Source organism: Acinetobacter sp. WC-323 (genome assembly GCF_000314615.1).
GTDB lineage: Bacteria > Pseudomonadota > Gammaproteobacteria > Pseudomonadales > Moraxellaceae > Acinetobacter > Acinetobacter courvalinii.
In genome coordinates this window covers 70,285-86,294 of the sequence record NZ_AMZS01000045.1, presented here as the reverse complement: position 1 = coordinate 86,294, position 16,010 = coordinate 70,285, and the positions used below count along the sequence as shown (strand labels likewise).

Annotated in this window: 10 protein-coding genes; 5 read left to right on the top strand and 5 right to left on the bottom strand. The window is 41.6% G+C overall.

The genetic code is table 11. From position 1 onward, the window contains the following. Positions 1–80 precede the first annotated feature (80 nt). Positions 81–1,721: a malate dehydrogenase (quinone) gene (mqo, locus tag ACINWC323_RS08930; protein WP_009512352.1), complete on the bottom strand. Its 1,641-nt coding sequence runs from the start codon at positions 1,719–1,721 to the stop codon at positions 81–83. A 329-nt stretch (positions 1,722–2,050) separates the two neighbouring features. On the opposite strand from mqo, the gene ACINWC323_RS08935 reads away from it, so the two are divergent. The 3 genes from ACINWC323_RS08935 to ACINWC323_RS08945 all read left to right on the top strand — a co-directional run bounded on the left by ACINWC323_RS08935 (position 2,051) and on the right by ACINWC323_RS08945 (position 6,748). Further along, a complete protein-coding gene (locus ACINWC323_RS08935; RefSeq protein ID WP_009512340.1) occupies positions 2,051–3,718 on the top strand; it encodes a sialidase family protein in 1,668 nt (555 codons plus the stop codon). 125 nt (positions 3,719–3,843) lie between these two features. Then, positions 3,844–5,487: a sialidase family protein gene (locus tag ACINWC323_RS08940; protein ID WP_009512290.1), complete on the top strand. Its 1,644-nt coding sequence runs from the start codon at positions 3,844–3,846 to the stop codon at positions 5,485–5,487. A gap of 700 nt (positions 5,488–6,187) precedes the next feature. Beyond that, positions 6,188–6,748 (top strand): TetR/AcrR family transcriptional regulator, encoded by a 561-nt coding sequence (locus ACINWC323_RS08945; protein ID WP_009512330.1) that lies wholly within the window; start codon positions 6,188–6,190, stop codon positions 6,746–6,748. A 113-nt stretch (positions 6,749–6,861) separates the two neighbouring features. Here the strand turns inward: ACINWC323_RS08945 and ACINWC323_RS08950 are convergent, their stop codons facing one another. The 4 genes from ACINWC323_RS08950 to ACINWC323_RS08960 all read right to left on the bottom strand — a co-directional run bounded on the left by ACINWC323_RS08950 (position 6,862) and on the right by ACINWC323_RS08960 (position 12,937). Then, positions 6,862–8,292: a hypothetical protein gene (locus ACINWC323_RS08950; protein WP_032881505.1), complete on the bottom strand. Its 1,431-nt coding sequence runs from the start codon at positions 8,290–8,292 to the stop codon at positions 6,862–6,864. A 176-nt stretch (positions 8,293–8,468) separates the two neighbouring features. Beyond that, positions 8,469–9,752, bottom strand: coding sequence for a ribonucleotide-diphosphate reductase subunit beta (locus ACINWC323_RS08955; protein WP_005228906.1), 1,284 nt, complete (start codon positions 9,750–9,752; stop codon positions 8,469–8,471). Positions 9,753–9,895: 143 nt separating this feature from the next. Then, a complete protein-coding gene (locus ACINWC323_RS19770; RefSeq protein ID WP_004655460.1) occupies positions 9,896–10,027 on the bottom strand; it encodes a hypothetical protein in 132 nt (43 codons plus the stop codon). Between the two features lie 69 nt (positions 10,028–10,096). Beyond that, entirely contained in the window at positions 10,097–12,937 is a 2,841-nt protein-coding gene (locus ACINWC323_RS08960; protein ID WP_005283648.1) for a ribonucleoside-diphosphate reductase subunit alpha, read from the bottom strand. 544 nt (positions 12,938–13,481) lie between these two features. Between ACINWC323_RS08960 and bfmR the strand changes: the two genes are divergently transcribed. Next, positions 13,482–14,198, top strand: a complete 717-nt coding sequence (gene bfmR, locus ACINWC323_RS08965; RefSeq protein ID WP_004770762.1) for a response regulator transcription factor BfmR — start codon at positions 13,482–13,484, stop codon at positions 14,196–14,198. Positions 14,199–14,305: 107 nt separating this feature from the next. Continuing rightward, on the top strand, positions 14,306–15,952 hold the full coding sequence (bfmS, locus tag ACINWC323_RS08970; RefSeq protein ID WP_009512306.1) for a sensor histidine kinase BfmS: 1,647 nt from the start codon (positions 14,306–14,308) through the stop codon (positions 15,950–15,952). Positions 15,953–16,010 lie beyond the last annotated feature (58 nt).

Here is a 16,010-nt window from a genome sequence, read left to right as displayed (position 1 = left end):
GAGAGAAAATAAAAAACAGCGAAAAAATAAAAAAAGGGAAGAGCCGAAACTCCTCCCTTTTAACATGTTCTTACACGGAATTACTGAGCAACAGCTTCAGCTTTTACCGCTTTTTTTGCAGGGACCATGTTGGCTGGTGTCGTATAGTTCAAGCCAAGTGTTGAGCTTGAATAATGACGGATTTGATCAAGCAGGGCTGGATCATTGGCAAGGTCTTGACCATAAGAACGGACAATCTCATGCAACTTGTCATTCCATACACCTTTGGTTTGCTCTGGGAATGCTTTTTCAAGCAAGTTAAGCATGATGTAAGGTGAGGTCGATGCACCTGGTGAAGCACCAAGTAATGCAGTTACAGATTTATCTTTAGAAGCAAAGATTTCTGTACCGAATTGCAATTTAGCTGGTTTACCCGGCTCTTTCTTGATGATCTGAACACGTTGACCACCTTGTTGTAGATGCCAGTCTTTTGGATCAGCTTCAGGGTAGTATTTTTTCAACTCGTTGAAACGGTCAGCATCCGACATCAATACCTGACTTACAAGGTACTGAACCAGATCAGCATTTTGTAGACCAATTGCAGCCATAGGCAACACATTGTTTTTGTTGGTTGATGCAAGCAAATCAAGCTGAGAACCATTTTTCAGGAACTTGTTTGAATAGGTTGCAAATGGGCCAAACAGTACATATTTTTTACCGTCGATATAACGGGTATCAATATGTGGCACAGACATTGGTGGCGCACCAAGATCAGCACGGCCATAGACTTTAGCGGTATGTTTAGCAGTAATCGCCGGATTGTCAGTGACAAGGAACTCACCACCTACCGGGAAGCCAGCATATTGTTGCGCTTCTGGTAAGCCAGTCATTTGCAAGAGTTTGATTGCAGCACCGCCCGCACCAATAAACACAAAACGCGTTTTCACATGATCAACTTTGCCAGATTTTACATCTTTAAAAGCCACAGACCAAGTGTTGTCATCGTTTTTGCTGATGCCCGTCACTTCAGTTGACGTGCTGAGTTTGAAGTTTGGACTCTTTTCAAGGTTGCCAATCAACTGCTTGGTGATTGCACCGTAGTTCACGTCAGAACCAACGTCCATACGGGTTGCAGCAACTTTCTGTTGAGGATCACGACCGTCCATCACCAATGGTGCCCATTGTTGAATTTCAGCTTTGTCTTCACTCATTTTCATGCCAGCGAATAACGGGTTTTGAACCATGGCAGCATAACGCTTTTCCATAAAGTTCACATTATCGCCCCAGACAAATGCAATATGCGGCACCGGGTTAATGAAGGTATTTGGTGTTTCAAGCACACCTTGCTTCACTTGGTAAGCCCAGAACTGCTTTGCAATTTCGAACTGGCTTGCCACGTTGATGGCTTTAGAAATGTCCATTTTACCGTCTTTTTCTTCGGTATAGTTCATTTCCATAAAGCCAGAGTGACCTGTACCCGCATTGTTGAAACCGTTTGAACTTTCTTGTGCTACTGCATCAAGACGCTCATACATGCGGATATTCCAGTCGGGTTGTAATTCGTTGAGGTAAGTCCCCAAGGTGGCACTCATGATCCCGCCGCCGATGAGTACAACATCGACAGTCGGTTCGTCATTTGCTGTTTTAATTGCCTTAGACGCAACTGGTCTAAAAAGAAAGGCAATTGCAATAATAATTAGTACCACGAGCAGTACTAATAAATATTTCCAAAATTTTTTCATTCAATTTACCTTAAAAATTAAATGACGCTCTATATGACAGAGCATATAGAGAGAAAGAATTTAAATGATGATACAGACGCAATAAAGGCACATCAGTTAAGGGATGACCTTGTCACTGACGTTAAAGAGAGTTTGGTCGTAAATTTTACTTTAAATTAGACAGTGTTTTAGTTAATAAATGTTTCAAAGTGTACGAATCAAGTTGATTATGATTATTTTTAAGATGGTTTATTGTTAATAATTCTAGTAATGTTCCACTTTATTGGGTACGGAAAGATCAATCTCTCCTGTTGTATTTCATATTCTTGAAAAATCAAAAGACGATATCAATGCATAAACTAGAGTTAATATTAAAAAGTGGAGCAACATTATTATTCTGTATGTTGCTACAAGCATGTGCGACAACACCGCAATCCAGAGAAATGAATGCATTGGCGAAAGATGTATTTGAACCCGTGGAACAGGAAGAGAAACTCTATCCCGTGATCTTGAGTGTTGGATTTAATGGTGGAATGAATTTCCCCTACTTGTTGGTAGAAAGCCTTTCAGAAAAAACCATGATCAGGAAGAATAATAAAACGTATAAAATTAATGTTATTAATACGGATGTTGCCCGTTCTACCCTGATTTATAGTGGGAAATTACCTGCGGGTGAATATCGTATTGTTGAGCTAAATACTTTTGTTCCCAGTGCCAATCCGATGCTTGTCGGGAAGACAAAATTTATTAAACTGGATTACCAGAATAAAGCCAACTATATAGGTACCTTTAATGTAGTTGAAAATACGACGACTGATCTTGGTCGTATGTTTTTGACGCATGCAAATGACGCCTATATTTTTTCAAGATCTGAAAATTATCCTTCTAATAAAGAGCTTATTACCAAATTTGGAGATAAATATCTTCAGGCAATTTATAAAGATAAAGTTCTACCGGGCTGGACTCAGCCCATCACCGCGATAGAAAAACATTTTGGTAATGTAAATAAGTTATTACCCTTTGGGATGCAATGTTTTAAGGAAACACAAGACAACAGAGTGGTTGCGGCAAGTAAGATCGGCGCCATTTTTTCCTTTTCATTAGACAATGACATCAAGGATAAAAATGAAAAAGCAAAAATACCGCAAAGTAAAAATGGACTGGCTTTTGATTGTTTGACTACCAAACAGAATAGCAGTTTTGATTTTCTCGCTTATGGGGAGATGAATAATGTTTATAAGCATCAAAAAGGCAGTGATGGGCTGATTCCTGTTGATACCGGAAATTTACCGATCGGAATTATTGCCTATATTGTGGGTAATGACCAACAGGGCTGGTATTTAGCGCATATTGTAGGCGCTAATCTTACAATTTACCGGAGTGATCGTTTAGAAAAAGGTGATTGGAAGCCACTTTTAACAAAAAAAATATTTGATGCCTGGTTAGGACTCAATGGCTTCTGGATGTGGGAGGATGAGCACGGCTTCGATTATGCTGATATATATGGAAATATTAATCGGTATGACTATGCCACTAAACAGTGGAGTCAACATAAAGTACCTGATAACGCCAATATTACACAGTTGTTTGTGAACCCAGATCAATCATTTAGTTTGATTACTTCAAAAGGTGGTTTTGCGGGCGTGTTTGCGAAACAATTCAATTCAAAAGATCATGGTGCAACTTGGCAAAAAATTGAGAGTCCATTTAAGGTCAATATTTGGCCTGCGCAAGTTTCAACGCAAGGCGATATGTATATTGCCTCGGGGCCATTCAGTTGGGGGGAGTTGGCTGTTAAGGAGCAGGGATCATCAATCTGGGAAAAACGTAAAATAATACCGCAGAGTTATATCACGGTGCTGGGTTCTGGCACGATTTTAAATAGTTATTTCTCACCTAATTTTGCTGTTGTTGATGCTTCTAAAGATAAAGGCAAAACATGGATATCGGTCTATTCAACCTTTAACTCTAAATTACAGGAGTTAGAGAAAAAACCAGGGGTTGCAGTTAAAAAATAATTCGCTACCTTGAGTCAGTAAAAATTGTCACAAAGGGCAATTTTTCAATATTTACTGCCTTGGCTAAGGGGAGGTTAATCTCTCCTGCTATATTTCATATTCCTGAAAATCAAAAGATGACATCAATGAATAAACTAAAGTTAATATTAAAAAGTGGGGCGACATTATTATTCTGTTTGTTGCTACAAGCATGTGCGACAACACCGCAGCCAAGAGTGATAAATGCTTGGGCGAAAAATGTGCTTGCACCTGAGAAGCAGGAGGAAAAGCTCTATCCAGTGGTTATCAGTATTGGATTTAATACTGGAATGAATTTTCAGACCTTGGTGATAGAAAGCCTTTCTGAAAAGACCTTAATCCAGAAAAATAATAAAACCTATAGAATGGGTATGATTAATCCCGGTGTTTCACGTTCTACCCTGATTTATAGTGGAAAATTACCGGTCGGTGAATATCGTATTGTTGAGCTAAGTAACTCGGTATCAAGTTCAAACCCTACCATGGTTAGAGGAGCTTCAAAATTTATTAAACTGGACGAACAGAACAAAGCCGATTATATCGGTACCTTTAAAGTGGCTGAAGATACGACGACTGATCTTGGTCGTATGTTTTTAACTCATGTAAATGATGCCTATATTTTTTCAAGATCTGAGAATTATCCTTCTAATAAAGAGCTTGTTGCCAAATTTGGAGATAAATATCTTCAGGCAATCTACAAAGATAAAGTTCTAACAGGATGGACTCGGCCCATCACTGCGATAGAGAAACATTTTGGTAATGAAAGTAAATTATTACCTTATGGTATGCAGTGTTTTAAAGAAACTTCAGAAAATAGGGTTGTTGCAGCAAGTAAAACAGGAGCTATTTTTTCTTTTTCCTTAACCGATGACATTAAGGATAAGAAAGAAAAAGCGAAAATACTGCATAGTAAAGATGGATTGGCTTTTGAATGTTTAACCATAAAACAAAATAGCAGTTTTGATTTTCTCGCTTATGGAGAGATGAACAGTTTATATAAGCATCAAAAAGGTAGTGATGTGCTGAGTCCTGTTGATACGGGCAATTTACCTATAGGTGTGATTGTTTCTGTTTCTGGAAATGAGACATCGGGATGGTTTATTGAGCATTTTGTTGGTATTAATACAACAATTTACCATAGTGACCGGCTAGAAAAAGGGGATTGGAAGCCAGTCGAAAAAAGACAAACCGTTATTAATGGAATGCCTGATTATTTTAGGATATTTTGGACTTGGGAAGATAAGTCCGGATTTGGTTATGCCAATATGAATGGGGAGATCAACTATTATGATTATCGAGTGAACAAATGGTATAAGACGAAAACGCCGGATAATAAGATTATTACCCAGTTAGCTTCTAGTCCTGACCAGACACTTAGCATGTTACTTGGGATGGGGGATCAACCTTATCTTACCAAAGATCATGGAACTACATGGGAAAAACTTGAAATGCCATTCCCAACTAATTATGCCGCTCCAAAACTTTCCATACAGGGAGATATATATGCTGTGAATGGTGGTTTTTTACGTTCTACAAAGTTAGCCGTTAGTCATGATCATGGCAAGACCTGGGAATATTACCCTGATGTCATGGCACCTGCTTCTATAACAGTACTTAATTCAGGAATATTGCTAAGTACTTATGCATGGAATGATTATGCGCTTGTTAAAGTTTCTGAGGATAAAGGAAAAACTTGGAGACTGATCTATACAACTTATAACCCCAAATTAAATGAGTTGATAAAGAAATAAATCTATGGTTTGAATAAGTATCAAAAACTGCCCTAAAAAGCAGTTTTTGATGTAGGTTGTTTGCTGTTTAAGTATCATGGCCCTAAGTGAAATAGATAGTCAACGAGCTTAAGGTGTGGATATGAGAGTAAAAAAACTTATTATTAAAATAATCTTATATAATAATTAAAAAATAATAAACTCATAACTTTTTGAAAATTAATAATAAAATTATTTTGGCCTAAAGTGTAAATTGACACCTCTACATACCCTGATTATTCTTTAAGTGCTGGCCTACATCGCCAGCCGGTTTTAGCAGACCGTATCCTAAGTACATTGAAAAAACTTGTTTTTTTGATGTAGACTCGTTCGTCCCCCTTTTGTAGCGGTAGGGCGAAAGGGGGACGCCTCCGGGCGTGCTGATTCTTAGGTTCAGTCTGCTAACCCTCTTTCACCCTGCCACCATAATCTTTATGCCTTGGCAGCGTTCCGAATTTTGTAGGAGTTGGCCATGTATCGTATTCTTATTTATCCTAAATAATGCTTGATTGCGTTTAAATGCTTTTAGGTATTTAGGCATTAGGTCGTCATGACTTAAAAATCCAAATCAACAATAAAATCAGAGATGTGCTTGAGCCGTCTTTTCGGGCTTTTGTATGCCTTTTTTGCCGCTAACACGTTGGCGGGTACAGTGAGAACAATAAAATTATAGGGACACTATATGTCGCATTTAGAAATTTCATTTCGCGCTTTAAAGGTGCTGGAGACTTCCCGAAAGTTGTTTAATGCTCATGGTTTTCATGGCGTCGGGGTTGATCTGATTATTGAGTCATCTCAAATCGCCAAAGTAACCTTTTATAAATATTTTCAATCCAAAGAACAGCTGATTGAAATGAGTCTGGGGTTTCAAACCGAAGCACTTAAAGAAGACGTATTTGCGCTGATTTATCGGCAAAAACAGCTTACGCTACATGAAAAACTGAAACGGATATTCTTTTTACATGCGCATCTGGACGGGCCTTATCATTTGCCGTTTAAAGCGATTTTTGAGATTGAAAAGCGTTATCCGGCGGCTTATCAGATTGTAGTGAATTATCGGAAATGGCTGATTAATGAAATTTTTAAGCTGCTTTCAGCCAATTCGGCACATGCCTCTAAAAAGGATGCGCATATGTTTTTATTTGTGGTCGATGGGGCAATGATTTTGCTTTTGGGCGGCAGGAATGGGGTGGACGATCCAGAGCGGTTGATTGAAGGGTTTTTGGTAGGGTTGGGGAGGTGAATTTATCAATTCTGAATATGAGAGAGTTCTCAAGCCGAGAAATCTCTAAAAATATTATTTCATAAATGTTAGATAGGCAGTTCCGTGACTGCCTTAAATCCAACAAATCCTGTTTATTTTAGTTGATGACTATAAATATGGGTGTCTTTTTTATTTTCATACACTGAACCTTCTACCCAAAAAACTTGGTCAGAGTTTGCTTCAACGCCCAATACTTTGAGATAACCCTGAATTGCTAATTTTTGCCAAGATGTTCCCCAGTCTTTTGAGTAAAAGACCGCAGTTGCAGAAACTGTTCCGCCAGAGCCTGCTGGTTTACGCCAGGTACTTGGCTGCAAAATACGCGCTGCAATGTGTTCACTCATTGTAGTAATCAAAAGTGCATCATCGGTTATCCAGATATCATAAACATATGAAGAACCGTTAAAAGGTGAAAAAGGGTGGGGTAAAGTTCCATGTATTTTCCAACTTAAATTTTCTGGGACTAACTCTGCAATTACATCCTGATCTTGATTCATTTGGTTCTGAATGGTAATAATTTTACCCTGAGTATTCTGTGCTAACTTCTTGATTGCTAAACCCTGAATACGTTTAACTTCCCCCATGACCCAATTGCCATTGACTCGATCAAGCTTGGCTCGGGTAGTCACTTGAAATGGGCCTGTGGTCAGAGCCTGACTGAAAATCTGTGTAACCCATAAGATTGCATGATCATCATGTGTCTGAGTAATAAAGGCTTTTATTTCTCCAAGATCATCGGCCTTCCAGTCAGGGTTTAAAGTGGCTTTATCTGGAAGAGAAGTGATATCTAATAAAAGAGGAGCCGAAGCCATAATGGTTTCTATACTTTTACCTTGGTCTTTAGAAAAATAAAGTCCACTTGGCTGATTGGCTGCCAGTCCCTCTGTTGGTTGTTCAAAAGGAAAGTCTTTCCATGCCCAAAGAGCATTGTCTTTGTATGCTGTAGGGCGGATTGTCCATGCTTGTTGTTGAACTGGGGCAAAAAAGCCCTCATTTTGAATTTTCCAATGACGACCTTGATCATCGCTACGGAATACGGCAGTCTGTTTTGAATAACCCTGTTGACCTTGATTTACATCTGTTAAGAGTAGGACGCTATTTAATATCGGAACCAAGCATCCAATACCTTGAAGGCGTGCAACTTCTTCAAAATGTCCTTGATTATTGAGTTTTGAGACGTAAGTAATGGGTTCTTCCCGATTCATTCCCATAAAATTACTATACTCATCAGCTTCTTTAGCAGGGAGTAGTGTGCTCAGATTGAAAGATTTACTCGTTTCATCATCACTTAAATTTGGAGAATCATCTCGGGCAACTAACCATGTACCGCTAGGTGTTACTTTTATGCCAGTACAAAACTGTTGCATTTCTCTTTGAAAAGGAGTGTCTACGCTGGCAAATATTTGTTTTTGGGGTTTTTCACCAAACCACTCGTATTTTGCTGCGGTTATTATCGTAAGATAAAACCCTAGTATTATAAGAATTAAGAGGATAACAAACCATTTAAGGCGAAAGTAAGACATTGGATTCAAAAGCTCGTTATTTGTTATTGATAATCTAAGCGTCAGGTAAATGGATATTAAAATTTAAAAATATTTTTGCTATGGCAATGATGATATGCAAGATAAAAGATTTACAAACCCGCTTATTATAGTGTTATGCCACGCTATTATTTTATAACAACGTGGCATAATTCAACTTACCAGCTTAACGCACCACCAGTTTGGTAATCCGTTACACGCGTTTCAAAGAAGTTTTTCTCTTTACGCAAGTCCATCATCTCAGACATCCAGCCAAACGGGTTGGTTACACCGGCAAACTGCTCTGGTAAACCAAGCTGCGCTAAACGACGGTTACAGATGAACTTCAGGTACTCTTCCATCATGCTTGCATTCATACCGAGTACACCACGTGGCATAGTGTCACGCGCATATTCGATCTCAAGCATGGTGCCTTCAAGAATCATTTGAATCACTTCTTCCTGGAACTCGGCCGTCCACAAGTGCGGGTTCTCGATCTTGATCTGGTTGATCATGTCGATACCGAAGTTCAGGTGCATCGACTCATCACGCAAGATATACTGGAATTGCTCGGCAACACCGTTCATCTTGTTACGACGACCCATACTCAGGATTTGAGTAAAGCCACAGTAGAAGAAGATCCCTTCAAGCACACAGTAGAATGCAATCAGGTTACGCAGTAAACGCTGGTCGTTTTCAGGTGTGCCAGTGTGGAACGTCGGATCGCTTAAAGATTGCGTATACTTCAAGCCCCAAGATGCTTTACGCGCAACAGATGGAATCTCGCGGTACATGTTGAAGACTTCGCCTTCGTCCATACCCAAAGATTCGATACAGTACTGGTAAGCATGGGTGTGAATTGCTTCTTCAAATGCCTGACGCAAGATGTACTGGCGGCATTCAGGGTTGGTAATGTGACGGTAAATCGCCAATACCAGGTTGTTTGCAACCAATGAGTCTGCAGTCGAGAAGAAACCTAAAGAACGCATGATGATGGTACGCTCATCTTCGGTTAAGCCATTTTCAGACTTCCAAAGCGCGATGTCATGGTTCATGTTGACTTCTTGCGGCATCCAGTGGTTTGCACACCCGTCAAGGTACTTCTGCCAAGCCCACTCGTATTTGAATGGTACCAGCTGGTTCAAGTCTGCACGACAGTTGATCATGGCTTTATCATCAACCTGAACGCGCTGAGCGCCCATTTCAAGTTCTTCCAGGCCAGGGGCAACGTCTAGGTGTTCTAGGGCTGCAGATGCTCGAGCCAGCGAATCGGCTGAATCTGTTGATCGCACGGTACTGGTTCCAGCGGATTGTGCAGCTGCCACGCGCGGCGATGATTGCTCTGAATCAGATACCACTTGCGTATTAACCGTTTTTTGCGTGTCGATGGGCGCAGACTTGTGTTCAGGTGCAGTCGGTTTTTGCGAATCATCTTCAAAATCGTCCCAACTAAGGATAGACATATCAATTCTCTCTTCGTTGCTTTATATCTTTTATGAAGACATCTCAATCAAGAAGATGTCCTTACTATACGCTCAATTTGTGTAAGCAAAATTAAGTTTTATTGATTGATTTTTTAAAAGTGACCAGTCGTCACTCGCAATCCCTAAGACTTATTTTGATTACGCTGTTGTCTACGTATTTTAAAAAACGCGTAAACGAGGGGGATATAAAACACTAGAAAGGCACAAATCAGCACTATCACACCAAATTGATAATTATGACTGAGATGGAACATGATCTATGCCTCTATAGATTTAAATCTTGCAAGGCCCTTCCAGAGTGAGAAGGGCGTATGCGGATTTAATTACTGACAAGCTTCACAGTCTGGGTTGTCGATCGAACAAGCCATTGGCACTGGTGCTGCTGTCGTAAAACCATCTTCTTCTACTGGAGTTTCTGGTTTTTTCTCTGCAACGGCCGCAGGTGCTGCTGCAACAACCGGAGCTTCAACCGATGCCGGTTTTACTGCATTCAGTGCACCGGTATTGATGGTTGATTTCTCGGCAGAGGTTGCACCTAAAGCTCGAAGGTAATAAGTGGTTTTAAGACCACGTAACCATGCCATCTTATAGGTGATGTCAAGTTTCTTACCGTTCGCGCCAGCGATGTACAGGTTCAATGACTGCGCCTGGTCGATCCATTTTTGACGACGTGAAGCAGCATCAACGATCCAGCGGGTATCCACTTCGAATGCAGTTGCGAAGATGGCTTTTAATTCCTCAGGAATACGTGCAATCTTCTGCACCGAACCTTCAAAGTGTTTCAGGTCATTCACCATCACGCTATCCCAAAGACCGCGCTCTTTTAATGCACGAACCAGGTAAGGGTTGATCACGGTGAATTCACCAGATAGGTTCGACTTCACATACAAGTTCTGGAAAGTCGGCTCAATCGATTGAGACACGCCACAAATGTTTGAAATGGTTGCAGTCGGTGCAATCGCCATCACATTCGAGTTACGCATACCGTCTTTTTGAACTTTGGCACGTAATGTGTCCCAGTCTAAACGTTGGGTACGATCCACTTCGAACATGCGTTCCGGACGTGATTTGGCAACGATTTCCAAAGAGTCGATTGGCAGAATCCCTTGATCCCACAATGAACCTTTGAATGTTGAGTAAGCACCACGTTCGATTGCAAGGTCGCTTGACGTTTGAATTGCGTAGTAGCTGATTACTTCCATTGATTCGTCAGCAAAATCAACTGCTGCGTCAGAACCGTAAGCAAGATTCATTTCATACAATGCATCTTGGAAGCCCATGATCCCCATACCCACTGGGCGGTGTTTCATGTTTGAGTTTTTCGCTTGTGGTACCGCGTAGTAGTTAATGTCGATGACGTTATCGAGCATACGTACTGCTGTTTTGATGGTACGAGCAAGCTTCTCACGGTCTAACACACCACCTTGAACGTGTTGTACAAGGTTGATCGAACCGAGGTTACATACCGCGATTTCGTCTTGGTTGGTGTTTAAGGTGATTTCTGTACACAAGTTCGATGAATGCACCACGCCCACGTGTTGTTGTGGTGAACGTAAGTTACATACATCTTTGAACGTGATCCACGGATGACCTGTTTCGAACAACATCGAAAGCATTTTGCGCCATAAGTCTTTGGCACGTACTTTCTTGTGTAGCATGTTTTGTTCTTTTGCGACTGCTTCGTAGTGTGCATAACGCTCAGCAAATTCAGCACCGGTCAAGTCATGCAGGTCTGGTGTTTCAGAAGGGGTGAACAGGGTCCATTCCGCATCTTCAAATACACGTTGCATGAACAGGTCAGGAACCCAGTTTGCAGTGTTCATGTCATGGGTACGACGACGGTCATCACCCGTGTTTTTACGTAGCTCTAGGAATTCTTCAACATCCAAGTGCCAAGTTTCGAGGTACGCACAGACAGCACCTTTACGCTTACCACCCTGGTTAACCGCAACCGCTGTATCATTCGCAACTTTCAGGAATGGCACAACACCTTGAGATTTACCGTTGGTGCCTTTGATATAAGAATTCAAGGCACGTACAGGAGTCCAGTCATTACCTAAACCGCCTGCCCATTTTGATAGCATGGCGTTGTCACGCATTGCACCATAAATGTCATACAGGTCATCGCCGATGGTGGTTAAGTAACAGCTTGATAACTGTGGACGTAATGTCCCTGAGTTAAACAGGGTCGGTGTAGACGCCATGTAATCGAAGCTAGACAATAAGTCATAGAATTCGATCGCACGATCTTCTTTATGTTCTTCGTTAAGCGCAAGACCCATCGACACACGCATAAAGAATAATTGTGGTAATTCGAAACGTACGCCATTCGAGTGAATGAAGTAACGGTCAAATAAGGTTTGTAGACCTAAATAAGTAAACTGGTTTGAGCGCTCAGGCTTGATTGCTGCGGCCAATTTTTCAAGATCAAAGTCAAGCAGGTCAGCAGAAAGCAGATCAAGCTCAATACCTTTCTTGAGGAAGGTTTCTAAAGCATTGCCTTCTGGTGTATCTGAAGGTAGACCTAAGAATTCAAGACCTGTGCTGACCAATTCATTTGATAATAAACGTGCAGTCACATAAGTATAGTTTGGCTCTTGTTCGATACGGGTACGAGTCGCCATCATCATCGTGGTCGCGATGTCGCTTTCTTTTACGCCGTTATAGAGATTCTTTACGGTCTCATCCACGATCGCCTGAACATCGATCCCTTCCAGACCTTCACTTGCCGTCTGGATGGTTGCAGTCAACGCATCAAGATCCAATGGCTGGAGCTGGCCATTGTTGTCGGTAATCTGAAGGGTAGGGTGATGGTTCGCACCAGTTTGCTGACGGGCACTTGCGCGTTGGTCACGATAGATCACATAGGCACGGGCAACTTTTTGCTCGCCAGTACGCATCAGGGCCAGTTCAACCTGATCCTGAATTTCTTCGATATGAATCGTGCCACCCGAAGGTAAACGACGGTTAAATGTGTTCATAACCATTTCTGTCAATTGGGTGATGCGGTCATGGATACGACTAGAGTCGGTACCTTGTTGACCTTCAACAGCCAGAAATGCTTTCCCAATCGCAACAGAAATTTTCTCGGCATTAAATGGCGCAATCTCACCGGTGCGCTTAATGACCTGAAGTTGGCCAGGAGTAGAAGTGATGATGCTCATGTCAGCATAGCTCCATTATCATCTATTTTTATGTTCATGGACCGTTTGAATCGAGCAAAAAGTATGCCACGATGTTTGAGGGATAAACACAATACTTAGTGGTTAAAGTTTATTTTCAACACAAGATACGGGATTTTTAGCAGTAGATCAATCCTTGACATTTTAGTAAATTTTTTTTCATGTCTTAACTGCTGAATTCACAGGGACATAGCATAACAAAGCCGTTAAAAAAGGCTTATAGATAACTCTGTGGATAAGTCAAAAAACAGACACTTAAATTGTTATAGGCGAAGAAAGAAACAAATTGTTTAAGATTGGCACAAAATCTATACTAAACATCCATCCTGAAGAAAAAACGCTTACAATTCTGAAAAATATATTAAAATTCATAATTTTAATAAAAAGATAACAAAACAGGGTAAGCGTGTATCAGTTTGGTGAACGGCTACTTGTTTACAATGTAAACGTGTGTATATTGCAATTCATAAACCAATGTATCTGTCAGATTTCATAGACAGATTCACTCAGATTTTAGGGGCAACAAATGAGCCAAGAAGAAAAGTTACCGAAGATTTTGATTGTAGAAGATGACGAGCGTTTAGCACGTTTAACACAAGAGTATTTGATTCGTAACGGTTTAGAAGTTGGTGTTGAAACTGATGGTAATCGTGCCATTCGTCGTATTATCAGCGAGCAGCCAGATTTAGTGGTTCTCGATGTGATGTTACCTGGTGCAGATGGCTTAACCGTTTGTCGTGAAGTACGTCCGCATTACCATCAACCGATCTTGATGTTAACTGCACGTACCGAAGATATGGATCAGGTACTGGGTCTGGAAATGGGTGCAGATGATTATGTTGCCAAGCCAGTTCAGCCACGCGTCCTGTTAGCGCGTATTCGTGCCTTATTACGTCGTACCGATAAAACGGTTGAAGACGAAGTCGCACAACGTATCGAGTTTGATGATCTGGTAATTGATAACGGTGGTCGTTCAGTGACTTTAAATGGTGATCTGGTTGATTTCACCAGCGCTGAATATGACCTGTTATGGTTACTTGCTTCAAATGCCGGTCGCATCCTGTCTCGTGAAGATATCTTCGAGCGTTTACGCGGCATTGAATATGACGGTCAGGACCGTTCGATTGATGTGCGTATTTCCCGTATCCGTCCAAAAATCGGTGATGATCCGGAAAATCCAAAACGTATTAAAACCGTCCGCAGTAAAGGTTATTTATTCGTTAAAGAAACCAACGGGATTTAAATCCCTGGAATCCCCCTGCATTCAGGGGGATTTTTTCCTTTCCACAAAGGACTTGCGTAGTAGCGCTGCTCAAGGGGGGTTTTAATGAGCTTGGAATTATTTAGCTTATGGTAAGTCGAGTACTGAAAAACAGCATATTCTTGCGTATTTATGCTGGCTTGGTGGTTTTGGTGGTTGTGGTTGCCGCATTTTGTTATTTGCTGGTCCAGATTATCAACTACCAACGCGCGCAGGAATATCGTGAATCTCTGACCGATGGCATTTCCTATGTCATTAGTGAGGGGGTATCTCGACAGCCAGAAAAACAGCAGAAACTCGACTGGATTTCCGATGCTTCTGATTTGCTGGAATTGCCGATCTACTATGTGGATTCAGAACGGGTCGAGTTATCCCGTACCGAGAAAAAACGCATTGCCGAGCAAAAGTCAGTAGTTCGTTACGATGCCAATAACGGCGTTGGCTATATCATTATCGGTCTGAAAGACGATCCTGAACATTTTCTCTATATTAAAGTCGATAAAGATAAAATTGGCGAACGCCAGATGAAAGCGCTGCCGATTTTTGTACTGGATTACCTGATTTTTTATCCGGGACAGGAGCGTGAGTACTTAGAGAAAATCAAAAAGCATTTCTATTACCCGATTGAAATTGCCGATATTAAAGATATCAATCTGGATTCGGAGCAAATTGGTCGTTTACGTCAGGATCAAAGCATCTTGTTATATAAAGACAGCGCAACCGTTCGTGGCACCACCATTTCAATTGTGTCTCCAATGCCAAACCATCCTGCGCAGGCGCTGATTCTGGGTCCGGTACCGATGTTTAACTGGATGCCATTCCAGCTTTCTGCGGGGATTACCTTGTTCAGCCTGTTCTTGCTGAGTCTGGGCGTTTATGGTCTGATTCTGCCGCTGGAACGTAAAATCCGTCAGGTGCGCCATGCCTTGAACAAGATGAAGTCAGGTGATTTGTCATTGCGTGTCCCGATTGAGGGAAGTGATGAGATGGCCAATCTGGCTTCCAGTTATAACAACATGTCGGATCATATTCAGCGTCTGATTGAGGCGCAGCGTGAGTTGATGCGTGCGGTATCACATGAGCTCAGAACCCCTGTCGCGCGGATTCGTTTTGGTATGGAAATGCTGGCAGAGGAAGATGACTATAATTACCGTATCCAGCAAGTCGACATGATCGATAAGGATATTGAAGCACTCAATACCCTGATTGATGAAATCATGACCTATGCCAAGCTGGAGCAGGGCACTCCTTCGCTGGATTTCGAAGAAATTGTACTGGTTGAAGTTCTGGATCAGGTGGCAATGGAAACCGAAGCGTTGAAGACGCAAAAGGAAATCGAGCTGATTGCACCGCCATTGGCCTTGCAGGTTGACGCAGAGCGTCGTTATCTACACCGTGTGGTGCAGAACCTGGTCGGAAATGCGGTACGCTACTGTGATCATAAGGTGCGCATTAGTGGCGGTATCCGTGCCGATGGTAATGCCTATGTCTGTGTTGAAGATGATGGGCCGGGGATTCCTGAGCAAGAGCGTGCCCGTATCTTTGAAGCCTTTGCGCGTCTGGATGATAGCCGTACCCGTGCTTCGGGTGGTTATGGCCTGGGCTTGTCGATTGTCAGTCGTATTGCTTACTGGTTTGGTGGCACGATTCAGGTGGATCAGAGTCCAAATCTGGGCGGTGCACGGTTTATCATGACCTGGCCGGCAAAACGTTATAAGCAAGGCTTGAAGAAATAATTAAGAAAGGAATGGCAAGTGCCATTCCTTTTTTTGTTTTAGCCCCATAAAAAAGCCA